20 protein-coding genes, 5 pseudogenes and 1 riboswitch are annotated in these 25292 nt (G+C 66.7%); of the genes and pseudogenes, 16 read left to right on the forward strand and 9 right to left on the reverse strand.

Annotation, left to right across the window (positions count from 1 at the left end; genetic code table 11):
- Window positions 1–28: 28 nt before the first annotated feature.
- Window positions 29–129: riboswitch (guanidine-I (ykkC/yxkD leader) on the forward strand.
- Window positions 130–544: 415 nt separating this feature from the next.
- From KPL57_RS55040 to KPL57_RS55070, 6 genes are all read left to right on the forward strand, one after another.
- On the forward strand, window positions 545–2230 hold the full coding sequence (locus KPL57_RS55040) for a cytochrome bc complex cytochrome b subunit (RefSeq protein WP_226358240.1): 1686 nt from the start codon (window positions 545–547) through the stop codon (window positions 2228–2230).
- Window positions 2217–2687 carry a hypothetical protein gene (locus KPL57_RS55045; RefSeq protein WP_226358241.1) on the forward strand — a complete coding sequence of 157 codons (471 nt, stop codon included), beginning with the start codon at window positions 2217–2219 and terminating at the stop codon, window positions 2685–2687. The genes KPL57_RS55040 and KPL57_RS55045 overlap by 14 nt, the downstream gene beginning before the upstream one ends.
- A 289-nt stretch (window positions 2688–2976) precedes the next feature.
- A complete protein-coding gene (locus tag KPL57_RS55050) occupies window positions 2977–4239 on the forward strand; it encodes a GNAT family N-acetyltransferase (protein WP_226358242.1) in 1263 nt (420 codons plus the stop codon).
- A 115-nt stretch (window positions 4240–4354) separates the two neighbouring features.
- Complete coding sequence (locus KPL57_RS55055; protein WP_308187997.1) at window positions 4355–4534, forward strand: transposase; 180 nt, start codon at window positions 4355–4357, stop codon at window positions 4532–4534.
- Between the two features lie 94 nt (window positions 4535–4628).
- Window positions 4629–5408 (forward strand): DDE-type integrase/transposase/recombinase, encoded by a 780-nt coding sequence (locus tag KPL57_RS71025; protein ID WP_226358244.1) that lies wholly within the window; start codon window positions 4629–4631, stop codon window positions 5406–5408.
- Between the two features lie 327 nt (window positions 5409–5735).
- A complete protein-coding gene (locus KPL57_RS55070; protein ID WP_226350710.1) occupies window positions 5736–7412 on the forward strand; it encodes an IS1634 family transposase in 1677 nt (558 codons plus the stop codon).
- A gap of 10 nt (window positions 7413–7422) precedes the next feature.
- On the opposite strand, the pseudogene KPL57_RS55075 reads toward KPL57_RS55070, so the two are convergent.
- Together KPL57_RS55075 and KPL57_RS55080 are read right to left on the reverse strand one after the other, a co-directional pair.
- Window positions 7423–8187 (reverse strand): annotated as a pseudogene (locus KPL57_RS55075) (IS3 family transposase); the annotation flags it as partial.
- Window positions 8188–8257: 70 nt separating this feature from the next.
- Window positions 8258–9936 (reverse strand): annotated as a pseudogene (locus KPL57_RS55080) (IS1634 family transposase).
- A 334-nt stretch (window positions 9937–10270) separates the two neighbouring features.
- On the opposite strand from KPL57_RS55080, the gene KPL57_RS55085 reads away from it, so the two are divergent.
- Both KPL57_RS55085 and KPL57_RS55090 read left to right on the forward strand, forming a co-directional pair.
- Entirely contained in the window at window positions 10271–11494 is a 1224-nt protein-coding gene (locus KPL57_RS55085; RefSeq protein WP_226350739.1) for an ISAs1 family transposase, read from the forward strand.
- Window positions 11495–11528: 34 nt separating this feature from the next.
- Complete coding sequence (locus KPL57_RS55090; RefSeq protein WP_226358271.1) at window positions 11529–11774, forward strand: transposase family protein; 246 nt, start codon at window positions 11529–11531, stop codon at window positions 11772–11774.
- 15 nt (window positions 11775–11789) lie between these two features.
- Here KPL57_RS55090 and KPL57_RS55095 read toward each other — a convergent pair.
- A pseudogene (locus KPL57_RS55095) lies at window positions 11790–12269 on the reverse strand (transposase); the annotation flags it as partial.
- 322 nt (window positions 12270–12591) lie between these two features.
- Between KPL57_RS55095 and KPL57_RS55100 the strand changes: the two are divergent.
- From KPL57_RS55100 to KPL57_RS55110, 3 genes are all read left to right on the forward strand, one after another.
- Entirely contained in the window at window positions 12592–13176 is a 585-nt protein-coding gene (locus KPL57_RS55100; RefSeq protein ID WP_226358245.1) for an IS5 family transposase, read from the forward strand.
- A gap of 324 nt (window positions 13177–13500) precedes the next feature.
- Window positions 13501–14502, forward strand: a complete 1002-nt coding sequence (locus KPL57_RS55105; protein WP_226358246.1) for a tripartite tricarboxylate transporter substrate binding protein — start codon at window positions 13501–13503, stop codon at window positions 14500–14502.
- Window positions 14503–14556: 54 nt separating this feature from the next.
- A complete protein-coding gene (locus KPL57_RS55110) occupies window positions 14557–15567 on the forward strand; it encodes an IS30 family transposase (protein WP_226351167.1) in 1011 nt (336 codons plus the stop codon).
- A gap of 122 nt (window positions 15568–15689) precedes the next feature.
- Here the strand turns inward: KPL57_RS55110 and KPL57_RS55115 are convergent, their stop codons facing one another.
- Both KPL57_RS55115 and KPL57_RS55120 read right to left on the reverse strand, forming a co-directional pair.
- Window positions 15690–16214, reverse strand: a complete 525-nt coding sequence (locus tag KPL57_RS55115) for a transposase family protein (RefSeq protein ID WP_226358247.1) — start codon at window positions 16212–16214, stop codon at window positions 15690–15692.
- Window positions 16215–16245: 31 nt separating this feature from the next.
- Window positions 16246–17469, reverse strand: coding sequence for an ISAs1 family transposase (locus tag KPL57_RS55120; protein WP_226351754.1), 1224 nt, complete (start codon window positions 17467–17469; stop codon window positions 16246–16248).
- Between the two features lie 662 nt (window positions 17470–18131).
- Here KPL57_RS55120 and KPL57_RS55125 point away from each other — a divergent pair.
- Together KPL57_RS55125 and KPL57_RS55130 are read left to right on the forward strand one after the other, a co-directional pair.
- Window positions 18132–18284 (forward strand): hypothetical protein, encoded by a 153-nt coding sequence (locus KPL57_RS55125; RefSeq protein WP_226358248.1) that lies wholly within the window; start codon window positions 18132–18134, stop codon window positions 18282–18284.
- A gap of 60 nt (window positions 18285–18344) precedes the next feature.
- Window positions 18345–19393, forward strand: a pseudogene (locus tag KPL57_RS55130) (IS3 family transposase); the annotation flags it as partial.
- A gap of 64 nt (window positions 19394–19457) precedes the next feature.
- On the opposite strand, the pseudogene KPL57_RS73110 reads toward KPL57_RS55130, so the two are convergent.
- Both KPL57_RS73110 and KPL57_RS55140 read right to left on the reverse strand, forming a co-directional pair.
- A pseudogene (locus KPL57_RS73110) lies at window positions 19458–19778 on the reverse strand (DDE-type integrase/transposase/recombinase); the annotation flags it as partial.
- Between the two features lie 194 nt (window positions 19779–19972).
- Window positions 19973–20284: a transposase gene (locus KPL57_RS55140; RefSeq protein WP_226358249.1), complete on the reverse strand. Its 312-nt coding sequence runs from the start codon at window positions 20282–20284 to the stop codon at window positions 19973–19975.
- Between the two features lie 322 nt (window positions 20285–20606).
- Between KPL57_RS55140 and KPL57_RS55145 the strand changes: the two genes are divergently transcribed.
- A complete protein-coding gene (locus KPL57_RS55145; RefSeq protein ID WP_226358250.1) occupies window positions 20607–21044 on the forward strand; it encodes a hypothetical protein in 438 nt (145 codons plus the stop codon).
- Entirely contained in the window at window positions 21041–21913 is an 873-nt protein-coding gene (locus KPL57_RS55150; protein ID WP_226358251.1) for a hypothetical protein, read from the forward strand. Before KPL57_RS55145 ends, KPL57_RS55150 begins: the two co-directional genes overlap by 4 nt.
- A 100-nt stretch (window positions 21914–22013) precedes the next feature.
- Here the strand turns inward: KPL57_RS55150 and KPL57_RS55155 are convergent, their stop codons facing one another.
- Window positions 22014–22349 (reverse strand): hypothetical protein, encoded by a 336-nt coding sequence (locus KPL57_RS55155; RefSeq protein WP_226358252.1) that lies wholly within the window; start codon window positions 22347–22349, stop codon window positions 22014–22016.
- 341 nt (window positions 22350–22690) lie between these two features.
- Between KPL57_RS55155 and KPL57_RS55160 the strand changes: the two genes are divergently transcribed.
- Window positions 22691–24367, forward strand: coding sequence for an IS1634 family transposase (locus tag KPL57_RS55160; RefSeq protein WP_226350710.1), 1677 nt, complete (start codon window positions 22691–22693; stop codon window positions 24365–24367).
- On the opposite strand, the gene KPL57_RS55165 is transcribed toward KPL57_RS55160, so the two are convergent.
- Window positions 24364–25137, reverse strand: coding sequence for an IS5 family transposase (locus KPL57_RS55165; protein ID WP_226358253.1), 774 nt, complete (start codon window positions 25135–25137; stop codon window positions 24364–24366). The genes KPL57_RS55160 and KPL57_RS55165 overlap by 4 nt on opposite strands.
- Between the last annotated feature and the right edge of the window lie 155 nt (window positions 25138–25292).

The following is a 25292-nucleotide window of genomic DNA, read 5'->3' on the forward strand; positions in this document are numbered from 1 at the left end:
TATAGTCTGTGGCGATCCACCGCTATGGTGGGGGCGCGTCTAGGGTTCCGTTCCCCTTGGAGGAGTCTGGTCTGAGAGACGTAGGCGGTTTATCGAATCGCCTCACGGCGGGACAAAAGCCCGGGAGACAACTGGTTGGCATCAGTTGCTCCGCTGGTGCTCGGTGAGAGGACTCCCCTGTCACGCGATGATCGCCGGGCCGGACGCCGGTACAGGAAGCGTCGATAGAGGTAGCAGACCTACTCCGCGCGGCGCTGAGACCGCTGCTCACCTGAGCAGGCCCGAGAGGGGCCGTCCACCCTGTCGGACCTTCCGGACCTCGGCTGGAAGCGTCGCCGCACCGGGGAGCTGTCCCCCTCGGCTTCGCCAGGGCTGTCGAACAGTAGAAACTCATGTAGTAGGAGCAGTGCCCAGCTGTCATCGACATCAGACATGAACGACATCTCATCGACACCGCACGGCCCGTCCGTTTTTCCGGTGGACCACCGAGGAGGAAACCCGGCGACATGAGCCCAACCTCACGGCCTCGTCCAGGGGGCTGCAGATGAAGAAGCGGGTCGTTGAGGCCCTGGAACAAGCCGACCAGCGGTATCGCCCAGCCGCGGGGCTGCGTCAACAGCTCAACAAGGTCTTCCCGACCCACTGGTCGTTCATGCTGGGCGAGATCGCGCTCTACAGCTTCATCATCGTCATTCTCTCGGGGGTCTATCTGGCGTTGTTCTTCGATCCCTCGATGGAAGAGGTCGTCTACAACGGCCCCTACAATCCGCTCCGCGGCGTGCATATGTCTCGGGCTTACGAGTCAGCACTCGCGCTGACCTTCGAGGTGCGCGGTGGGCTGTTCATGCGTCAGCTGCACCACTGGTCCGCTCTGTTGTTTGTGGCGTCGATGATGTGTCACATGTTCCGGGTGTTCTTTACTGGAGCGTTCCGTAAGCCTCGAGAGGCTAACTGGGCGATCGGGGTTAATCTAATCCTGATCGCTACCTTTGCGGGTTTCAGTGGCTACTCGCTGCCCGACGAGTTGCTTTCTGGGATCGGCTTGCGGATCGCTTCCGGTATCACCCTGTCGGTCCCGGTCGTGGGGACCTGGATGCACTGGGCGCTGTTCGGCGGGGATTTCATGGGCACCGAGATCATCCCGCGGCTCTACATCATCCACGTCCTAATTCTTCCTGGGATCTTGCTCGCCCTGATTGCAGTCCACCTCGGTCTTGTCTGGTATCAGAAGCACACCCAGTTCCCCGGAGTGGGCCGGACGGAGAACAACGTGGTCGGTGTCCGGATCATGCCGCAGTTCGCGGCTAAGGGTGGTGCGTTCTTTTTCATTGTCGCTGGCATCCTCATCATCGTCTCCGGGCTGTTCGAGATCAACCGGATCTGGTTCTTCGGGCCCTTCGATCCCTCGCATGTCTCCGCTGGCTCGCAGCCGGACTTCTACATGCTGTTCTCCGAGGGCATGGGGCGGATCTTCCCGCCCTGGGAGTTCTACTTGTTTGACACCTACACGATCCCGTCGGCATTCCTGCCTACCGCAGCGTTCCTGCCGGTGCTGTTCATGCTTGCATCGGCCTACCCGAAGATCGAGCGGCGGTTCACCGGTGACGATGCGCATCACAACCTGCTCCAGCGCCCGCGTGACGTCCCGGTCCGCACAGCCCTGGGGGCGATGGGGATCGCGTTCTACCTGTGGCTGGTCCTCTGCGGGTTCAACGACTGGATCTCGCTGTTCTTCCACATCTCGCTCAACGCAACGACCTGGGCCGGGCGTATCGGTCTGCTGATCGTGCCGCCGATCGTGTACTGGGTCGCCTACCGGTGGTGCCTGGGTCTACAGAAGTCCGACCGCGCTGTACTGGAACACGGTCTGGAGACCGGTATCATCAAACGACTCCCACACGGGGCATACATCGAAGTGCACCAGCCGCTCACCGGGGTCGACGAGCACAGCCATCCCGTCAAGCTGGAGTATCAGGGGGCCCCCGTTCCGAAGCGGATGAACGAGCTCGGAGCTGCAGGCCGCTCCACACCCGGGACCCTGTTCACTCCCGACCCGGCCGCCGAGACCGCAGCGCTGGACCGGGCCCGCGAGCAGGCACGTGAACAAGAACGTGCCGTGTCAGAACGGCACGCCGACGTCACCGCGGACCGCCGCGCCGACCCTCATGGAACCGATGAAACGGCCGGCCGTCCCTTCGACGACGGCGGCCCCCGCGATGCGCACGCTTGACCTGGTGTGGGCCTGGCGAGAAGAGCGGCGCCGCGTCACAGAACATAACCATGTCGAAACGATTCTGCGGGACTTCCCGCGCGTGGTGCTCCATCTGCGCGACGCATTCACCCTAGACCCTGATGAACTCGGCACCGACCTTGCCTACGCCCGAGTAAACCGCCAGAGAGACGTCCTGACTTTCGCCACAACAATTCGCCGAATCGACGAGACGACGTCCGAATGGCACCTAATCGTGACTCGGTCAGAAAAACAAGGAGGAACGCCGCTTACACTTTCTACCGCGGAAGGCCGCTCTTGGAGTCTTGCGTTGTTCGGAACTTGTCATGCCGCATCAATCACGATCGGGGCAACGCTGCCGCGCCACGAGCTACCTTTCGAGCTCCACGATGGAGCACACTATGCCGTGCGCGTCAAGGCAGACGCCAGGCCGACATCATTCATCGCGACCGCTTAATAGGAATCAAGACTTCTCCGTACCCCGATGAGCTGCGGGAACGCGGGGTACGGAGTCACCTGCACCACACGGTTGCTGCTGCTGCGGCGCGGGTCATGTTCGTCCAAGCCCACGAGCCCGACGCCGCCCGGATACTGATCGCCGCTCGGTGAGGGGGCTGTGCTCACCGACAGGCGCGGCGGTCGACGGCGCGCGATGGAGTAGATGGTGGCGATAGCTGCCCTGAGTGCAGGTTTCTCTGTGGATTTCATGTAGTGGTGAGCGACTAGAGAGATTCGAGGTCCTGAGTGTGGCCGATGTTGAGGTTCTTGTTGATCTGGTCGATCGCCGTGCTGCGTTCAATGTGTTTCTAGGTGCGCTGCATAAAGCTCCGGTGGGTATCGAAGAATGGCGTGAAGGGTGGGTCGGCGACGACCTTTTCGATGATGAGTGTTGGCTGGGCGTCCGGGGTGCGAATGGCGAGATTGTCGGGACAGCACATTCCTTTCCGACTCAGTGGACGTTGCCGGGTGGGGCCCGGGTTTCCGCGTCAGCAGTGACGGGTGTGGGAGTTCGGGCTGATTCCACACGGAAGGGCCGGTTGTCTGCGTTGATGGGCACTCAGCTCGGCCAGGCCCGGGAGCGCGGTGATGTCGCGGCGGTTCTGCATGCGACACAGACGGGGATCTACGGGCGTTATGGTTACGGCGTTGTGTCCCGGAGTGAGACGGTGCGCGTCCCTGTCCGGGCAGAGTGGCGGCCCGAGTGCGGCCCGGACACCGCGACTGGGAGGCGGGTCCGGATGCTGGATCGCGCCGAGGCGGCGGCCGTGCTGCCTGTTCTGCAGGAACGCCTTGCTGGTGGGCGTCCCGGTGGGTTGACTCGTCCGCCGCAGTGGTGGCGGCATGCCCTGGAGCCGGCGTCAGGGGCGACGCCGGGGTTCGCGGGTTCGGGTTATCAGGGTATTGCTGTGCATTCCGGAACGGCGGGCGATGACGGATTCGTTGTGTGGGTGAGCGGCAAGGTCGGTCCGGATCGTGATTGGCCCGCCGAGGTTGGGGTCCAGCAATTATGGGCGTCGTCGGCGGCGGCTACAGCTGGATTATGGCGGTTTGTGACGGGTCTGGATCTCGTTGATTCGGTGGTGGGGTGGGGGCGCCCGCTGGATGAGGACCTTGATCTGATGCTTGCTGATTCACGTCAGCGGCAGGTGCTCGGGCGGGGTGATGAGCTGTGGGCGTGCCTCGTCGATATTTCTGCCGCGTTGTCGGCTCGAAGCTGGGGGTCGGGCGATCCGGTGGTGCTGCGGGTGCGTGAATCGGGACCGCTCGCTCTGGGTGATGGCGCCGGTACCTGGCGGATCGGGGTGAGTGGTGTCGAGCCGGCGAAGGGGGTCCTGCCTGATCTGGAATGTAGTGCGAGCACATTGATGCCAGCGTTTCTCGGTGACCGGATGCCGTCGAGATTGTGCACGGCCGGGTTATGGGTCGAGCACACCCCAGGAGCGGCCGCGCGAGCGGACGTGCTGTTCGCCGTCGCCGCCCCGGCCCCGTGGGCAGGTACATGGTTCTGAGACCGTGTTTGAGAAGGGCCGGCGCGTCTGCGCCGTGCAGGCTGGAGTCTGTGTGCTTCCCCCCGGATCGTGGAGGCATCGGCTATAGGGAGTGGCGATGTCAGAGACACGCAGGGTGTACGACCGGGAGTTCCGTGACGAGGCGGTCCGGATCGTTGCCGAGACGGGGAAACCGATCGCGCAGGTCGCCCGCGATCTGGGGATCAACGAGGGCACGTTGGGCACGTGGGTGACCCGTGCACGTGACGATGCTGCCGGCCGCGACGGGCTGGCCCGGACGCGGTCGCGGAGCTGAAACGCCTCCGCGCGGAGAACGCCGAGCTCCGGATGGAGCGTGATGTCCTCAAGCGATCCGTGGTCGGGTGGGTGAAAGAGGCGACGAGGTGAGCGTGGCACGCTTCATCGCTGACCAGAGGACCTTGTACCGGGTGCCGCACGTGCTGTCCTGCGACCTGTTGGGAGTCTCGGTGCCCTGGTTCTACAAGTGGGCCGCTCGCGACGCCGGCCCCGAGGCCGGGACCGGCCTGCACACCGATCGGGACCGTCGCCGGGCCCAGCTCGACCGGGCCGTGGCCGAGGCGTTCGGCCGGGCTCGTCGTGTGCACGGGTCCCCACGGCTGCTGGGCGATCTTCGTGATGCCGGCTGGGTGGTGAGCGAGAAGACCGGCGCGGCGTCGATGCGCCGACAAGGCCTGGTCGCGCGCCGGGTCCGGCGCCGTAGCGGGCTGACCCGCCCGGACAAGGCCGCCCCGGTGTTCCCGGACCTGCTCCGCCGGGATTTCACCGCTGTCGATCCGAACACCCGCTGGGTCGGGGACATGACCGAGGTCCCCACCGGGTCGGGGAAGTTGTACCTGGCCACGGTCATCGATCTCTACGCCCGCCGTCTGCTGGGCGCAGCGACCGGACCACACCCGAACGCGGAGCTGGCCTGCGCAGCGTTGAAGACAGCAGTCGCGGACCGAGGTGGACACGCCCACGTCGACGGAGTCGTGTTCCACACCGGACAGAAGCTCCACCTACACCGCGGAGGCGTTCACCGCCCTGTGAAGCGTCCACGGTGTGATGCCGCTTCCTTTCGAGTCTGGAAGGAAGATGATCGTGCCGAAGCAGATCCCGGAGGAGACCAAGCAGCGAGCGGTCCGGCTCGTGCTGGGTCATCTCGATGAGTACCCGAGCTTGACCGCTGCCTGTCAGACCGTCGCTGCCCGTCTGGGTTGTGGCGCGGAGTCGTTGCGTCGGTGGGTGCGTCAAGCCCAGATCGATGCCGGGGGGGCCTTGACCCCGGATCTTGGACACGGTGGTTGATTACGCGGCTGTGGCTGTGACGGTAGCCCGGAGGGCCTGTTCGTAGGTGTTCGGGGACAGGTGCTGGCAGTAGGACCTGACTTTGGTCACCCGAGCCTGGTTTCGCAGCTTGTACTGCGCTGAGCTGCGGTGATGTGTTTGCGCGGGAGCGGTGTGAGGCACTAATTCGGTGCTCTACGCTCGGTCAGGTGGCGTGGGTGAGGCGGGTACGGACGGCCTCCGGGGCGACCGCGGTCCAGATCGCCGAGTCCGTGCAGGGCCATCGACGGATCGTGGCCCATGTCGGGTCAGCGCACACCGAGGCCGAGCTGGGCCTGCTGGTCGAGCAGGCCCGTGGGCTGATCGACGACGCTGCACAGCAGGCCCTGGATCTGGGCGTCGCGCCGTCACCCCGGCGGGCCGAGCTGATCGCGCCCACCGCGGCCGGCGGTGCCACGCAGGAGGGGCTGTTCGGCCAGATGCCGCGGCGCGCCCCGAGCACCACAACCCGGCGGGTGGGTGCGCCGCAGGTGATCACGACCGGGTCGCGGGTGCTGTTCGACATCCTCGCCGAGGTCTACGCGGGCCTCGGGTTCGCAGAGGTCGCTGATGACACGTTCCGCGACCTGGTGATCGCCCGGATCGTCGAGCCCACGTCCATCCTGGACACCGGTCGGGTGCTGGCCGGTCTGGGCGTCACCGCGGCGAGCGAAAAGACGATGCGCCGCACCCTGCTGCGCTGCACCGGGCGCAGCTACCGCGACGAGATCGCGAGGGCCTGCTTCACCCACGCCCGTGGCAGTGGGGATGTGTCGTTGTGTCTCTACGACGTCACCACCCTCTACTTCGAGGCGGAGAAGGAGGACGACCTGCGCAAGGTCGGGTTCTCCAAGGAACGCCGGGTCGACCCGCAGGTCGTCGTCGGGCTGCTGGTCGATCGCGCAGGGTTCCCCCTCGAGATCGGCTGTTTCGAGGGCAACAAGACCGAGACCGCGACGATCCTGCCGATCATCGAGGCCTTCCGGGCCCGACACCAGCTGCCGGTCGAGCCGGGCGGGATGGTCGTGGTCGCCGACGCAGGGATGCTCTCGGCCGCGAACCTGCGCGACCTCGACGAGGCCGGCCTGCGGTTCATCGTCGGCTCCCGACTCACCAAGGCCCCGGTTGACCTGGAGTCGCACTTCCACTGGCACGGCGACGCCTTCGTCGACGGGCAGATCATCGACACCCTCACACCACGCGACCGCCGCACCGGGCGCAGCGAGAACAGCCCGAAGGTCAAGGCCGAGCCCGTCTGGAACCCCAACCAGCATCCGGGATCCTGGCGGGCGGTCTGGGCCTACTCCACGAAGCGGGCCGTCCGGGACCGGCGCACGTTGACCCTGCAGGAGAACCGGGCCCGCGAGGTCATCGCCGGCGAGAAGCCCGCGCGCACACCGCGGTTCGTCAAGGTCACCAACGGCTCCCGCGCCCTGGACGAGGCCTCCTTGGCTCGGGCATACCGGTTGGTCGGGTTGAAGGGCTACGTGACCAACATCCCGGCCGGCGGCGCAGCGGCCGGGGAGATCATCGGCGACTACCACGACCTCTGGCACGTCGAGCAGTCCTTCCGGATGAGCAAAACCGACCTACGCGCCCGCCCGATGTTCCACCACCAACGCCAGTCCATCGAAGCGCACCTGACCATCGTGTTCACCGCCCTCGCAGTCGCCCGCGAGATCCAGAACCGCACCGGGCTCACCATCCGCAACGTCGTCCGCCAGCTCCGACCACTGCGCTCGGCCACCATCGCCATCAACGGCACCCAGCAGACCTTCCCGCCCGCCGTCCCCGCCGACAAACAGGCCCTCCTCGACGCGCTCCGTCAGCCCGCGGCGAAGCACTAAGACAAGTGACCGAAGTCAGGAGGTGCTGGCAGTAGGAGTGTCGTCGGCGGGTGTTGTAGCGGGTCAGCCATCTGAAGACCTGCCGTCGGCAGGTGGCCGCGTCGGGCCAGCAGGTGCTGTCCTGGAGGACCTCGCGTTTGACGGTGGCGTTGAACGACTCGGCCAGGGCGTTGTCCGCCGACGACCCGACCGCGCCCATGGAACGGGTCACCCCGAGCCGGTCGCAGAGCTCGGCGTAGGCACTCGAGGTGTAGACCGCTCCGTGGTCGCTGTGGAAGACCGCCCCGCGCAGCGACCCACGAGCCCGTTCCGCGGCGTGGAGCGCGTCGTTGACCAGGTCGGTGCGCATGTGATCAGCCAGGGCCCAGCCGGCGAGTTTGCGGGAGCAGCAGTCGATCACCGTGGCCAGATACAGGTTCGTCCCGCCTGCGAGGGGCAGGTAGGTGATGTCACCGACGTAGACCTGGTTCGGTGCTGGGGCGGTGAAATCCCGCCTGAGCAGGTCGGGCACCGTCTGCCGGGGCTGCTCGACGATCGTGGTGTGCACGCGGCGTCGGCGGCGGTAGCCGGCGATCCCGGCCGCGCGCATGACCCGCGCGACGCGTTTGTGGTTGACCCGATCGGCGGCGGCGACACCGTCGTTGAGCTCTGTGGTGGCCCGCGGCGCACCGATGGTGTTGTCGCCGTCATGGATCGTCTGGATCCGCGCCACCAACACCGCATCACCAGCGGCCCGCCGCGCCCGGACCGGGGCCGCAGCCAACCAGGCGTAGAACCAGGGCCCCGGCAAAGTCGTGATGGGTGGGTCCTGAGCTGCGGTGATGTCCTGACTTCGGTCACTTGTCTTAGTGCTTCGCCGCGGGCTGACGGAGCGCGTCGAGGAGGGCCTGTTTGTCGGCGGGGACGGCGGGCGGGAAGGGGTCTGCTGGGTGCCGTTGATGGCGATGGTGGCCGAGCGCAGTGGTCGGAGCTGGCGGACGACGTTGCGGATGGTGAGCCCGGTGCGGTTCTGGATCTCGCGGGCGACTGCGAGGGCGGTGAACACGATGGTCAGGTGCGCTTCGATGGACTGGCGTTGGTGGTGGAACATCGGGCGGGCGCGTAGGTCGGTTTTGCTCATCCGGAAGGACTGCTCGACGTGCCAGAGGTCGTGGTAGTCGCCGATGATCTCCCCGGCCGCTGCGCCGCCGGCCGGGATGTTGGTCACGTAGCCCTTCAACCCGACCAACCGGTATGCCCGAGCCAAGGAGGCCTCGTCCAGGGCGCGGGAGCCGTTGGTGACCTTGACGAACCGCGGTGTGCGCGCGGGCTTCTCGCCGGCGATGACCTCGCGGGCCCGGTTCTCCTGCAGGGTCAACGTGCGCCGGTCCCGGACGGCCCGCTTCGTGGAGTAGGCCCAGACCGCCCGCCAGGATCCCGGATGCTGGTTGGGGTTCCAGACGGGCTCGGCCTTGACCTTCGGGCTGTTCTCGCTGCGCCCGGTGCGGCGGTCGCGTGGTGTGAGGGTGTCGATGATCTGCCCGTCGACGAAGGCGTCGCCGTGCCAGTGGAAGTGCGACTCCAGGTCAACCGGGGCCTTGGTGAGTCGGGAGCCGACGATGAACCGCAGGCCGGCCTCGTCGAGGTCGCGCAGGTTCGCGGCCGAGAGCATCCCTGCGTCGGCGACCACGACCATCCCGCCCGGCTCGACCGGCAGCTGGTGTCGGGCCCGGAAGGCCTCGATGATCGGCAGGATCGTCGCGGTCTCGGTCTTGTTGCCCTCGAAACAGCCGATCTCGAGGGGGAACCCTGCGCGATCGACCAGCAGCCCGACGACGACCTGCGGGTCGACCCGGCGTTCCTTGGAGAACCCGACCTTGCGCAGGTCGTCCTCCTTCTCCGCCTCGAAGTAGAGGGTGGTGACGTCGTAGAGACACAACGACACATCCCCACTGCCACGGGCGTGGGTGAAGCAGGCCCTCGCGATCTCGTCGCGGTAGCTGCGCCCGGTGCAGCGCAGCAGGGTGCGGCGCATCGTCTTTTCGCTCGCCGCGGTGACGCCCAGACCGGCCAGCACCCGACCGGTGTCCAGGATGGACGTGGGCTCGACGATCCGGGCGATCACCAGGTCGCGGAACGTGTCATCAGCGACCTCTGCGAACCCGAGGCCCGCGTAGACCTCGGCGAGGATGTCGAACAGCACCCGCGACCCGGTCGTGATCACCTGCGGCGCACCCACCCGCCGGGTTGTGGTGCTCGGGGCGCGCCGCGGCATCTGGCCGAACAGCCCCTCCTGCGTGGCACCGCCGGCCGCGGTGGGCGCGATCAGCTCGGCCCGCCGGGGTGACGGCGCGACGCCCAGATCCAGGGCCTGCTGTGCAGCGTCGTCGATCAGCCCACGGGCCTGCTCGACCAGCAGGCCCAGCTCGGCCTCGGTGTGCGCTGACCCGACATGGGCCACGATCCGTCGATGGCCCTGCACGGACTCGGCGATCTGGACCGCGGTCGCCCCGGAGGCCGTCCGTACCCGCCTCACCCACGCCACCTGACCGAGCGTAGAGCACCGAATTAGTGCCTCACACCGCTCCCGCGCAAACACATCACCGCAGCTCAGCGCAGTACAAGCTGCGAAACCAGGCTCGGGTGACCAAAGTCAGGTCTGGATCCGCGCCACCAACACCGCATCACCAGCGGCCCGCCGCGCCCGGACCGGGGCCGCAGCCAACCAGGCGTAGAACCAGGGCCCCGGCAAAGTCGTGATGGGTGGGTCCTGAGCTGCGGTGATGTGGGGGGTGGGGGTGGGTGCGGACACAGGCTTGGCGTGATCATGAGGGTGTCGAATCCTTGCTCACGTCAGGAAGCCTGTGTCCGCAGTGTCAGTGTCTCCGATCGTTGCTGCTCTGGAAGGCCTGGAGGTCGGTCCTGACGCGGGGAGAGCCGCGCCGGTCGGTGAGGCGGCGGGGTTGTCGCTGGTGGAGGCCCTGTCGCGAGTGCCGGACCCGCGGAAACCACGCGGTGTCCGCCACGGTGTCCTCGCGGTGTTGCTACTGGGGGCGTGCGCGGTGTTGGCGGGGGCCCGGTCGTTCACCGCGATCGCCGAGTACGCCCATGACGTCGGCCGCGCCGTGCTGGACGTGCTCGGGGTGGGCGCGGTCGCTCCGCACGAGTCGACCATCCGCCGGGTCCTGCAACGGGTCGACGCCTCGGCGCTGGAGGCGGCGTTGCAGTCCTGGGTGTTGCCCCAGCTCAGCGCCCAGCCGGCCCCGGAGGGCACACCCCGGCGAGAACAGCGCCGCGTGCTGGCCTTGGACGGCAAGACCCTGCGCGGCGCCCGCGTCCGTGCCGCCGACGGCAGGGTCTGGCTCCCGCATCTGGTGTCGGTGCTCGACCAGACCAGCGGTGGCGTGCTCGGCCAGGTTCAGGTCGCAGAGAAAGGCAGCGAGATCACCGCGTTCACCGCGCTGCTCGACCCCCTCGACCTCGACGATGTACTGGTCACCGCGGACGCTCTGCACACCCAGCGAGCCCACGCCGACTACCTGCACCGCCGCGGCGGGCACTACCTGATGACGATCAAAGCGAACCAGCCCACGCTGCTGGCACGGGTACGGGCGCTGCCCTGGACCCAGATCGGCGTCGCTGATCGTCAACGCGGGCGTGGGCACGGCCGCGTCGAGACCCGCACGATCAGCGTGGTCAGCCTGCACCCCTGTCCCGACCTGGGCGCAGAGTTCTTCCCCCACGCATCCCAGGCGATCAAGCTGGTGCGCCGGCGTCGCCCACTGCGGCCTGGCGGGAAGTGGAGAACCGAGACCGCCTACGCGATCACCAGCCTGACCAGCACCGACGCCGATCCAGGACTGCTCGCCCGCTGGATCCGTGGGCACTGGTCGATCGAGAATCGCCTGCACTGGGTCCGTGATGTCTGCTTCGACGAAGACCGCGCCACCGCCCACACCGGTCACGCCCCGCAGGTCATGTCGGCGTTGCGGAACCTCGCGATCACCGCGCTACGCCTGCACGGCGTCAGCAACATCGCCGCAGCACTCCGCCACCACGCCCGCGACCCCCATCGACCACTGACCACCTACAAGATCATCTAGCGACTTTGCCGGGGCCCTGGCCACATACCCACCGATCGGCGATAAAGGCTACATCGGGCGCGGCATGCTCACCCCGTTCAAAAAACAACCCGGCCGGGAACTTCTCGACTGGCAGAAAACATTCAACAAGAGCCTCAACCGCACACGCGCCACCATCGAGCGAGTCATCGCCCATATCAAGTCGTGGAAAGTTCTCCACACAGACTACCGCCGACCCTACGCCACATTTAAAACGACGATCTCGGCAGTCATCGGACTCATCTTCTACGCACTTACCTGACGGAGCCTGAATAAGCCTCCAGGTCTCGGTCAGTCTGGTGACCATCGACGCCGACAGGCCCGCGGTGGAGCCGAGGAACTGCCCGAGCGCGGGCACGAAGTCCCCGGTCGAGAGTCCGTGCAGATACAGCAGCGGTAACACCTCGGTGATCTTCGGAGTGCGGCGGCACCATCGCGGCAGGATCGCCGAGGAGAACCTGCAGCGGTGCCCGGTCTCGGGATCGATGCGGCGGTCGTCGACCCGCGGGGCGACAACCTCGACCGCGCCGGTCGAGGTGAGGACCTCGCGGGGCTGGTGGGTGCCGTTGCGGACCACGAGCCGCCGGCCGTGCTCGTCGCGCTCCTCAGCGTGGCGGGCGATGTAGTCATCGACCTCGGCCTGCAACGCCTCGGCCAGCATCCGGCGGGCGCCTTCGCGGACCAGGTCGTCGATCAGCGAGCCGCCGCCCCGGCGGGGTTCATCGGTGTCAGCAGCTCCAGGAACTACGGTGAGCACGGGTCGTACCCTTCCGGCCGGCGTTGACCCGCCGGCCTTGCTTCAGAGCCTCAAGATCACCGGGAGGGTACGGCCCCTCCAGGTCATCCACAGGTCTCAAGCATTGCTCTGCTGTCGGGTTGTTTGACACTCTGTCTGCGGGGCGTGGGTCCCGCTGAGAGGATGTCGCTGTGCCGAGGAAGTACCCGTCTGAGTTCACAAGTGATGTCGTGCGGGTTGCGCGTCGTCTGGATCTGACCCATGCCCCGCAGACAGAGTGTCAAACAACCCGACAGCAAACCCGACACACACTGGGCGGTGTCGGTCGACTCGACGATCATCCGTGCCCACCAACACGCCGCGACCCTCACTCGTGACACAGGGGGCCGGATCGAACTACAACAATCTGCACGCCGAGCCGCCCGATCACGCCTTGGGCCGCTCCCGCGGCGGACTGTCCACGAAGATCCACCAGCTCGTTGACGGCCACGGCCGCCCGCTGGTCGTGCTCGTCGGCCCCGGCCAGGCCGGCGACGCCCCGATGTTCGGGCATCTGATGAGTCATCTGTGCATCGACCGGGTCGGACCGGGCTGGCCGCGGCCCCGCCCGGATCGGGTCCGCGGCGACAAGGCCTACTCCTCCCGCACCATCCGCCGGCATCTACGTGAACGCGGGATCGCCGCGGTCATCCCCGAACCGGCTGACCAACAAGGACACCAGAAGCGACGCGGCTCCCTCGGCGGGCGACCACCGGTGTTCGATCGGGTCGACTACCGCAGCCGCAACGTCGTCGAACGCGGATTCTGCGAGGTCAAGCAGTGGCGTGGCCTCGCTACCCGTTACGACAAGCTCGCTCTGACCTACCGCGGCGGAATAATGCTGAAGATGATCGTCACCTGGCTACGGGCTTTGGGAGACACACCCTAGAGCCGAAGACTCGAGCGGTGCTCAACTGGCTTCACGTCAGACATGGCACCGACGCCTGCGCGTCCCGTGCCGGGCAGCACGCGGTGCCGTCGCGGCCGTCTCGGCCACGGGGACACTGGACACCGGAGCGTTACTTAGGGTTGTGAGCATCCCCGCCTGAGGTCCTTGGCTTCGGACAGGCTCACCCAGTTGCCCACATATATCCCGGATAGGTAGGCTGCGGTAGTGATCAGGCTCGCCGAGATGGGTGAAAAAACTGACCGAAGCCGTCCTTCGGCCTGTGCGGGAATGTGTGCGTAGATGTCTTCTCGGTCTACTTCGGACGTGTGGGGAACGCCCCTGACGCGGCGTCGCCTCGGGGGGGTTGTCGGGCTCGGGATTGCTGCGACCGGCGGTGCGGCGCTCGGGGCGCGGCCGCTGATGGAGCTGGCTGATGGCCGGATGCGGGATCTGCGGTTACTTGTCCCCAACTCGCCGGGCAGCGGCTATGATATGACGGCTCATGTCGTAGGCGAGGTGCTCGATGCTACTGGGCTGACTCGTGGTGTCGAGGTCTTCAACGTCGTCGGCGATGCCGGTGTGACGGGTCTTCATCACCTCATCACCGAGGGCGGTAACGAGCGCCTGTTGGCGAGTATGGGACTCGGACTCCTCGGCGGGGTGATCGCCAACCAAGCTGATTCGTTGCTGGGGGAGACTGCTTCGATCGCTCGGCTTGTGAGCGAGCCCGAGGCCATTCTCGTACCTGCGAATTCTGTATATCGCAATCTTGGGGATCTGATCAGAGACTGGAAAGCCCACCCCTCCACGGTTCTCGTGGGTGGCGGTTCAGCGGTGGGGGGCCCTGATCATTTGGCGCCGATGCTGATTGCCGAGTACGTCGGACTGATTCCGAAGTCGGTCAACTACATCGCTCACGACGGTCGGGGACGTTTAATGGGGTCGCTACTCAACAACAAGGTCACGTTCGCCGTCGCTGGTGTCGGCGAGTTCGCCCACCAGCTCCGAACGGGAGAGTTCCGGGCACTCGCAGTCGCGGCCTATGAGCGAGCAGCTGGCTTGAATATTCCTACCACGCGTGAGTTCGGGATCAATATCGAGCTGTTCAACTGGCGCGGCCTGGTAGCCCCACCTGGCCTGTCTCTGACCCAGCGCGCTACCCTGGAGAGAGTGATCGCATCCCTGGTCGCCACGCCGCAGTGGAAGCAGCACCTCGCCGAGAATAATTGGCAGGACGCGTATCTATCTGCAGCACGGTTTCACGCCTTCCTGAATACAGAAACTGCGCGCGTTCGTCGGGTCCTCGGTGGACTCGGAGTCGCCTGACGAACGTCGTCGAGTCGACGAGCCGGCGCGCTCAGGCGGTCGTAGCACTTGATCTTGTTGTTCGGCGAGGAACAGGATCATGACGTGCGGAAACTGTTGACTTTGGCTGATCGGGAGGAGATCTCCCGGGGGTTGGCCGCTGGCCGGCGGTTGTGCGACATCGCTGCGGTGGTGGGGCGGGATCGGTCGGTGATCTCTCGTGAGGTCGCCCGTCACGGCGGCCGGGCCGGCTACCGGGCGGGGCCGGCTGAGGAAGCGGCGCGGGTCGGGCGGTCCCGGCCGAAGATGTTCGCGGTGGACCGGTCACCGCGGCTGCGGGAAGTAGTGACCGGGTTGTTGCAGATCGGCTGGTCCCCGGCCTCGATCGCGGGCCGTCTGCCCCGGCTCTATCCGACCGACGAGACTTACCGGGTGTCTCACGAGGCGATCTACCAGTGGGTCTATGCCACCCCGGTGTCCACCCTGGCTCGCGAGTTGATCGCGTTACGGACCCGCCGGACCGCCCGTCGTGGCGGCGGTAGGCCTCCATCTGCTCCCCGGATCGTCGAACCGACCTACATCGATGAACGACCTACTGAGGCTGAGGGGCGGGCGGTGCCCGGGCACTGGGAGGGCGACCTGGTCATCGGTAAAGCAGGTAAGACCGCGGTAGCGACGCTGGTGGAGCGCACTTCGCGGTTCCTGGTCCTGGTCCCGCTGCACGGGCGTGACTCCCACACTGTGACCCGGGCGGTGGTCGCTGCGACCGCTGGGCTCCCCGAGGTGATGCGCCGCTCGCTGACCTGGGACTGCGGGGCCGAGATGGCCGCCCACCACGTGGTGTCCAAGGGCTCGATGCCGGTCTACTTCGCTCGCCCGCGCTCTCCCTGGCAGCGCGGCAGCAACGAGAACCTCAACCGCATCGTGCGCGAGTACCTCCCCAAAGGCGTGGAGATCCCCTCCGACCCCACCTACCTGTCCATGATCGCCGCCGACATCAACGACCGACCACGTAAAATCTTCGACTGGAAGAAACCCTCCGAGGTATTCAGCGAACTCATCGAGGCAAGTGCTTCCACCGCCTGAGCGCGCCGCCCTCTCGACCGATCCGGGGCCTTCGGCAGCCTCGCCACATACCCACCGATCGGCTCGGTAAAGGTAAGCTACTTGTTATATATTAGTAGTCCGAGAGGCTTATTCAGGCTCCGTCAGGTAAGTGCGTAGAAGATGAGTCCGATGACTGCCGAGATCGTCGTTTTAAATGTGGCGTAGGGTCGGCGGTAGTCTGTGTGGAGAACTTTCCACGACTTGATATGGGCGATGACTCGCTCGATGGTGGCGCGTGTGCGGTTGAGGCTCTTGTTGAATGTTTTCTGCCAGTCGAGAAGTTCCCGGCCGGGTTGTTTTTTGAACGGGGTGAGCATGCCGCGCCCGATGTAGCCTTTATCGCCGATCGGTGGGTATGTGGCGAGGTGGTCGAGGGCGCCGGATTGGTCGAGGCAATGTAGGTCGTGTCGGGAGCCCGGGGTCGGGTCGGAGATCCACGACAGCTGCCCTTCCAGGGTGGCTGCGACCTGGACGACGACGCCGGTGGTGCGATGCTTGCCCGACCACAGACCTGGTACGGCGGTCCATGACCAGCAGGGCAGCAGGGTTCCGTCGATGATGTACTGCCGATCGGCACGAAGCTCCTCCGCAGTCGGAACTACACTCCGCAGCGCCTGCGCCAGCAACGGTGTCACCCCCAGGGCCCCGGCAAAGTCGCTAGATGATCTTGTAGGTGGTCAGTGGTCGATGGGGGTCGCGGGCGTGGTGGCGGAGTGCTGCGGCGATGTTGCTGACGCCGTGCAGGCGTAGCGCGGTGATCGCGAGGTTCCGCAACGCCGACATGACCTGCGGGGCGTGACCGGTGTGGGCGGTGGCGCGGTCTTCGTCGAAGCAGACATCACGGACCCAGTGCAGGCGATTCTCGATCGACCAGTGCCCACGGATCCAGCGGGCGAGCAGTCCTGGATCGGCGTCGGTGCTGGTCAGGCTGGTGATCGCGTAGGCGGTCTCGGTTCTCCACTTCCCGCCAGGCCGCAGTGGGCGACGCCGGCGCACCAGCTTGATCGCCTGGGATGCGTGGGGGAAGAACTCTGCGCCCAGGTCGGGACAGGGGTGCAGGCTGACCACGCTGATCGTGCGGGTCTCGACGCGGCCGTGCCCACGCCCGCGTTGACGATCAGCGACGCCGATCTGGGTCCAGGGCAGCGCCCGTACCCGTGCCAGCAGCGTGGGCTGGTTCGCTTTGATCGTCATCAGGTAGTGCCCGCCGCGGCGGTGTAGGTAGTCGGCGTGGGCTCGCTGGGTGTGCAGAGCGTCCGCGGTGACCAGTACATCGTCGAGGTCGAGGGGGTCGAGCAGCGCGGTGAACGCGGTGATCTCGCTGCCTTTCTCTGCGACCTGAACCTGGCCGAGCACGCCACCGCTGGTCTGGTCGAGCACCGACACCAGATGCGGGAGCCAGACCCTGCCGTCGGCGGCACGGACGCGGGCGCCGCGCAGGGTCTTGCCGTCCAAGGCCAGCACGCGACGCTGTTCTCGCCGGGGTGTGCCCTCCGCCGCCGGCTGGGCGCTGAGCTGGGGCAACACCCAGGACTGCAACGCCGCCTCCAGCGCCGAGGCGTCGACCCGTTGCAGGACCCGGCGGATGGTCGACTCGTGCGGAGCGACCGCGCCCACCCCGAGCACGTCCAGCACGGCGCGGCCGACGTCATGGGCGTACTCGGCGATCGCGGTGAACGACCGGGCCCCCGCCAACACCGCGCACGCCCCCAGTAGCAACACCGCGAGGACACCGTGGCGGACACCGCGTGGTTTCCGCGGGTCCGGCACTCGCGACAGGGCCTCCACCAGCGACAACCCCGCCGCCTCACCGACCGGCGCGGCTCTCCCCGCGTCAGGACCGACCTCCAGGCCTTCCAGAGCAGCAACGATCGGAGACACTGACACTGCGGACACAGGCTTCCTGACGTGAGCAAGGATTCGACACCCTCATGATCACGCCAAGCCTGTGTCCGCACCCACCCCCACCCCCCACATCACCGCAGCTCAGGACCCACCCATCACGACTTTGCCGGGGCCCTGGTGTCACCCCCGCGATCGCTCGACTGACCGTCGACTGCGACACCCCGTAGGTTTCCGCCAACTCCCACTGCACACGATTCCCGCGCAGATACGCCAACGTGATCACCACCGACCAGAACAATCCCAGAATCGGCGGCCAAGGCCGTCGCAGGCCAGTCGCGTTCCGCTGATCCTGCTCATGCACCAGAGCGGCAAGATCCTGAATCTCATCACGCCGAAAGCCAGTGGTATAGTACATACTGCGACAGCCCATTCATCTCGGATTGATTCGACAAACCAATCTTCGCGATGGACGGGCTGTCGCCCAACCCGACACGCCGGGCTAGATCGTTATTTCACGGGCCCTGAATAAGCCTCCGACTGTGATGTCTCAGGACATGGGTGACGGTTCTGCATCAGGACTTCGGTGACACGTGATGTGTCAGGACTTCGGTGACGGTGGCGGTGGCGGTGCTGGGCGTGGGGGCGCCGCCGCGGGGGACGCCGTTGGAGACGTAGGTGGTGCCCTTGGGTGGCCAGGGGTGTTCGGTGATGACTTCGCCGTGCTGGTCGGCAAAGACGACGCCGAGCCGATCCCAGACGGCACCGATGGTCTGTCCTGCTCTCCGGCTGGTGATGAGGAACTTGATACCGCGGAGTTGGACGGTGCCGTTCTTGCCGATGGTGGGGCTTGACCCCAGATCTTGGACACGCTGATTCCAGCACTGCTGGGGAAGCGAGATGATCCAGCGATCATGGCCAGGAAGAGTTTCACCGACGAGTTCCGTCGGCAGGCTGTTGATCTGTATGAGTCCACCCCGGGTGCCACCGTCCGTGGTATCGCCGACGACCTGGGCATCGCGCGGGGCACGTTGCGGGACTGGCTCACGATCCACGGCACGGGGAACAAGACCGCAGCTGATGGCAGTAGCTGCCCCAGCCCGGTACAGCCCATGCGTACCACGCCGGGGTCGGGCCTGGGTGGGGAGGAACCACCGGGGCAGAAGATCGCCCGTCTCGAGGCCCGGGTCCGTGAACTCGAGATCAGCGAGAAGAAGCTGACCGCCGAGCGGGAGATCCTGCAGCGGGCGGCCAAGTATTTCGCGGGGGAGACGCGCTGGTGACCCGCTTCCAGTTCGTCGCTGACCACCGGCACACCTTCGAGGTGAAGCGGTTGTGCGAGCTCGTGCACGTCTCGAGGTCGTCGTTCTACGCCTGGTTGGCTGCGGCCCCGGTCCGGGCGCGGCGGGCCGCTGGTGATGCGGTGTTGGTGGCGCGGATCCAGACGATCCATGACGGCGACAACACCATCGGTGCGCCGCGGGCCACCACAGAGCTCAACGACGGTGTCGCCGCCGCCGATCGGGTCAACCACAAACGCGTCGCGCGGGTCATGCGCGCGGCCGGGATCGCCGGCTACCGCCGCCGACGCCGCGTGCACACCACGATCGTCGAGCAGCCCCGGCAGACGGTGCCCGACCTGCTCAGGCGGGATTTCACCGCCCCAGCACCGAACCAGGTCTACGTCGGTGACATCACCTACCTGCCCCTCGCAGGCGGGACGAACCTGTATCTGGCCACGGTGATCGACTGCTGCTCCCGCAAACTCGCCGGCTGGGCCCTGGCTGATCACATGCGCACCGACCTGGTCAACGACGCGCTCCACGCCGCGGAACGGGCTCGTGGGTCGCTGCGCGGGGCGGTCTTCCACAGCGACCACGGAGCGGTCTACACCTCGAGTGCCTACGCCGAGCTCTGCGACCGGCTCGGGGTGACCCGTTCCATGGGCGCGGTCGGGTCGTCCCCTCGGTCTGGTCACGGCGCCACAACGCGATCCGCAGCGCGGTGGTGACCAGACTGGTGGTCTTGGTCGTGGCGGCATGCCAACCCACGATCGCCCGGGAGTAGCAGTCGATGACGAACGCGACGTAGACGAACCCGGCCCAGCTACGGACGTAGGTGAAATCAGCGACCCAGCGGTGGTTCGGCGCCGACGCGGTGAAGTCCCGCTCCAGCAGGTCCCGAGCCCGCCCAGCGGCCGGGTCGGTGTCAGCGATGGTGGTACGCACGCTGCGGCCGCGGCGGCGCCCGTTCATGCCGAGCTCGCGCATCAACCGGTCCACCTGCCGGAACGAGGCGGGGTGGCCGTGGCGGTGTAACCAGGTGAGCATCTTGCGGCGCCCGTACATACCTTCCGGGGTCCCCCGCAGCGACAGCAACACGTCGATGATCACCGCGTCGGTCCGGTCCCGGGCGCTGGCCCGGCGGCGGCTGAACTGTCGGTAGGTCCGCGCGGCGATCTGACAGCCCTGCTCGCACAGGACCTGGCAGACCGACTCGACCGTGCGGCCCTGTCGGCGTTGCGCGTCGATGAAAGCGACGATCAACGCCTGCGGGGGTCGAGCTCCCCCGCGAAGAAAACCGCTGCGTCCCGCAGGATCGCGTTGGCCTCACGAAGCTGACGGTTCTCCCGTTCCAACAACCGGACACGCTCGGACTCACTCGAGGTGACACCGTCACGGTCCCCGGCATCGATCTGGGCTTGACGCACCCACCGACGCAACGACTCCGCGCCACAACCCAGACGGGCAGCGACGGTCTGACAGGCAGCGGTCAAGCTCGGGTACTCATCGAGATGACCCAGCACGAGCCGGACCGCTCGCTGCTTGGTCTCCTCCGGGATCTGCTTCGGCACGATCATCTTCCTTCCAGACTCGAAAGGAAGCGGCATCACACCGTGGACGCTTCAGACTCCGGGGCGAGCATCTCACGACCGACGACCCGCCGCGTGTTTTCTTAAAGAAAACACACAACTTGCTGCGCCGCAGGCGCACGCAAGCCGCGCCGCAGGCGCACGCAAGCCGCGCCGCAGGCGCACGCAAGCCGCGCCGCGCAGTAACGCACCCGACAGCACACCCACAGCGCAGCAGGCGAGGAACGCAGACAGCACCTACCCGGTCACAACCCCGACCAAGTCACACGGAACGAGATCGGGCCGCACCCGATACACTCCGCGCATGAACGCGCGCGCGGCGACAACAGCGACAACCGCGACAACACAGGCCAAGACCCACGCCCGCGCAGCAGCACGCGAACTCCTCCGCACCCGCATGCAACCCATCACCGAACTCGCCGAACTCGGAACCGCCGTCGACACCGCCCGCGCCCACCTCGACGACGCCCGACAACGATGGCGCGACGCACAAACCGCCTACGCCCACGCCTACCGCGCCGCCCGCGCAGCCGGCTGGAGCCCCACCGAACTCCACGACATCGGCTGCGGCACCGCACCCGCCGGAACAGCACTACGCACCACACGCCCCGACAACGACAGCACCACTCCGACGCCCGCACCTCCGGTGACCACCGACCCGGAACCGCGACCCACCGACAACACCGACACCACCGACAACGCCACCGCTGGACACAGCGCACACGAAGCAGGACCCCGATGACCACCGACACCACTGCCGACACCACTGCCGACGGCACCACCGACGACTCTCAACCGGTCTTGATCTTCGGGCGGGGAGCGCTGACCCGACTCGCCGACGGCCGTAAAACAGCAACCATCAGCAGCGAAATCCCCGACGCAGCACCCGGCGACACCGTGACAGCAACACTCCCCGCCGGGACACCACGCCTGCCCCTCCAGATCACCCACCGCTACCCCGTCGACGAACTCACCGCACTACCCCAGCTCGCCACCCAAGCCGGACTCGAACTATCCGCCTTCACAAAATGCCGCTCATGGTCGGCATACCTCGACAACGTGACCACAACCGGAACCATCACAACCCCCGCGCACATACTGGTCCTCACCACGGTCGGGGAGCTAGAAGGGGAATTCCCACCGAAGAAGCGCCCCACCCCTAAACGCAAGCGCCAACCCCCGACGCCCCCCAAGCCGAAACCCGCCCCGGAACCACTCAAAGCCGTGAAAAACGGTTGGATGCAGATCCAGGGCACCGGGCCAGTGAAACTGACACCACTGACCATGGTGCACCCACAAGACACACCCGAACTCCAACAACGAATCGCAGCCGTACTCGCCCGACGCACACCAACACTACAAGAACGCCGAGCACTAGCACCCGTCATCGGAGCACTACTCGAAAAAGGGAAAGCCGGACCAGCAGGACTAGGAAAGACGACCGAGACCGACTCCGGAAACAACTCCACACAGCAGTCGCCTGGCTCACCCAACACCAACTACTCACACACGGACACTGGAACCCGAAACTCCTCGTCGGACTCCGCATCAAACACGCCACCACACGCGGCGGCGCACCCACCAAACAATAATGAGTTCATGCGCTATTGAAACTGGGTCGTGTTATCCCTCCCATTTGAGAGACACGCCCCAGGTCCGACCCTGAGATACCACCAGGACTCCCGAGGGAGCGGCGATCACCGATCGCCCGTCAACTTATCGCCGGCACCACGACCTGCCTCGACCGACCGGTGTAATTCGGCTTGCCCTCCGGGCGAGAACCGGGCGCAGCAGAGACACCAAAATACTCGTTGACCAAGAACGGGGCCGCCGCCGCAGTAGCAGTCCGATCCATACCCGTCCGACCATCGAGCACTACCGGACCAGAATCGGTAAACCCGTACACCGCGCCGTGCCACGTCGCCGTCACCCGCGGCGGCACCCGACCGGCATCAGCGACGATCCGCCACAGCTCTGCACCCGAGTCACGATCGAGACCCACCAGCGCGTAAGGGTCAAGCCCCTTCATCAGCTCGCACACGGTCACCGAACGCTCATCATCGTGGCACTCCCACCCCGCCTCCCCGCTCAACGGCGAAGCCACCGACTTTCCCGACCCGACGTCGACCGCAGTACTACGGCCCCCGACAGCAACCAACGTCGACGAGTCATGTCCCACCAGCACCTGCCGAGACCCTGACACCGTCACCGAGCCACCCGGAACCCCCGCCCAGCGCTGAACGCCATCACGGACACCGATCCCTCGAACCTCTGGCCTGACTTTGGTCACCCGAGCCTGGTTTCGCAGCTTGTACTGCGCTGAGCTGCGGTGATGTGTTTGCGCGGGAGCGGTGTGAGGCACTAATTCGGTGCTCTACGCTCGGTCAGGTGGCGTGGGTGAGGCGGGTACGGACGGCCTCCGGGGCGACCGCGGTCCAGATCGCCGAGTCCGTGCAGGGCCATCGACGGATCGTGGCCCATGTCGGGTCAGCGCACACCGAGGCCGAGCTGGGCCTGCTGGTCGAGCAGGCCCGTGGGCTGATCGACGACGCTGCACAGCAGGCCCTGGATCTGGGCGTCGCGCCGTCACCCCGGCGGGCCGAGCTGATCGCGCCCACCGCGGCCGGCGGTGCCACGCAGGAGGGGCTGTTCGGCCAGATGCCGCGGCGCGCCCCGAGCACCACAACCCGGCGGGTGGGTGCGCCGCAGGTGATCACGACCGGGTCGCGGGTGCTGTTCGACATCCTCGCCGAGGTCTACGCGGGCCTCGGGTTCGCAGAGGTCGCTGATGACACGTTCCGCGACCTGGTGATCGCCCGGATCGTCGAGCCCACGTCCATCCTGGACACCGGTCGGGTGCTGGCCGGTCTGGGCGTCACCGCGGCGAGCGAAAAGACGATGCGCCGCACCCTGCTGCGCTGCACCGGGCGCAGCTACCGCGACGAGATCGCGAGGGCCTGCTTCACCCACGCCCGTGGCAGTGGGGATGTGTCGTTGTGTCTCTACGACGTCACCACCCTCTACTTCGAGGCGGAGAAGGAGGACGACCTGCGCAAGGTCGGGTTCTCCAAGGAACGCCGGGTCGACCCGCAGGTCGTCGTCGGGCTGCTGGTCGATCGCGCAGGGTTCCCCCTCGAGATCGGCTGTTTCGAGGGCAACAAGACCGAGACCGCGACGATCCTGCCGATCATCGAGGCCTTCCGGGCCCGACACCAGCTGCCGGTCGAGCCGGGCGGGATGGTCGTGGTCGCCGACGCAGGGATGCTCTCGGCCGCGAACCTGCGCGACCTCGACGAGGCCGGCCTGCGGTTCATCGTCGGCTCCCGACTCACCAAGGCCCCGGTTGACCTGGAGTCGCACTTCCACTGGCACGGCGACGCCTTCGTCGACGGGCAGATCATCGACACCCTCACACCACGCGACCGCCGCACCGGGCGCAGCGAGAACAGCCCGAAGGTCAAGGCCGAGCCCGTCTGGAACCCCAACCAGCATCCGGGATCCTGGCGGGCGGTCTGGGCCTACTCCACGAAGCGGGCCGTCCGGGACCGGCGCACGTTGACCCTGCAGGAGAACCGGGCCCGCGAGGTCATCGCCGGCGAGAAGCCCGCGCGCACACCGCGGTTCGTCAAGGTCACCAACGGCTCCCGCGCCCTGGACGAGGCCTCCTTGGCTCGGGCATACCGGTTGGTCGGGTTGAAGGGCTACGTGACCAACATCCCGGCCGGCGGCGCAGCGGCCGGGGAGATCATCGGCGACTACCACGACCTCTGGCACGTCGAGCAGTCCTTCCGGATGAGCAAAACCGACCTACGCGCCCGCCCGATGTTCCACCACCAACGCCAGTCCATCGAAGCGCACCTGACCATCGTGTTCACCGCCCTCGCAGTCGCCCGCGAGATCCAGAACCGCACCGGGCTCACCATCCGCAACGTCGTCCGCCAGCTCCGACCACTGCGCTCGGCCACCATCGCCATCAACGGCACCCAGCAGACCTTCCCGCCCGCCGTCCCCGCCGACAAACAGGCCCTCCTCGACGCGCTCCGTCAGCCCGCGGCGAAGCACTAAGACAAGTGACCGAAGTCAGGTCGGTGTGCGGTGAGCCAGGCCAGGGTCCGTTCGACCACCCACCTTCGTGGGAGGACGGTGAATCCGCGCTGCTCGGGTGGCTTGCGGATGATCTCGATCGTTGTCTGCAGGATCGTGGCGGCCCAGTCGAGCAGTCGCCCGGCGAAGCCGGCGTCGGCGTAGACGAACCGCACCCTGGTGCGCAGGTAGAGGTTGAGCAGGATCGGCTTGGCGCCGTCGCGGTCCTGTACCGAGGCCGAGCACACCATCGTGGTCAGCAGCAGACCGAGGGTGTCGGTCACGATGAACCGTTTCCGTCCGCCTGTCTTCTTCCCGGCGTCGTAGCCGCGGGAGTCCTGGCCGACGGTGTCGGCGCCCTTGACCGACTGGGAATCGATGATCCCCGCACTCGGCTCCGGATCACGGCCCTCGGCGATACGTAACTGCCCCCGCACGACCGGGAGGATCTTCTCGGTGACCTTCTGCTGTTCCCACTGGTTGAAGTACCAGTAGACGGTCTGCCAGGGCGGGAAGTCCACCGGCAACGCCCGCCAGGCACACCCGGTCCGCACGACATACAAGATCGCCCCCAGCACGTCCCGACGAGCATGAGCAACAGGCCGCCCCCGCCGCGCGAGCGGCGGTAACAACGGCTCGATCACCACCCACTGGGCATCACTGGTGTCCGAGGGGTACCGGCGCGGTCGTTCCTGCATGCCGACCACGATGGAGCACCCCAGCCGTGTCGACCATCCCGACACACCCACCATTTCCAAACACGCTCTAAGACCTTCGGGGTCGGGAAGTCCCGCGCCCAGCTCGCCGGGGACGCTTATGACCATGTCACCGCGTTCCTGCACCGCACCGGGTCTGCCGCGTCGTCTGCCGCGTCGTCTGCTGTGTCGGCGCCGGTGTCGTCGGTGGC

It is taken from the genome of Pseudonocardia sp. ICBG601 (assembly GCF_020496245.1).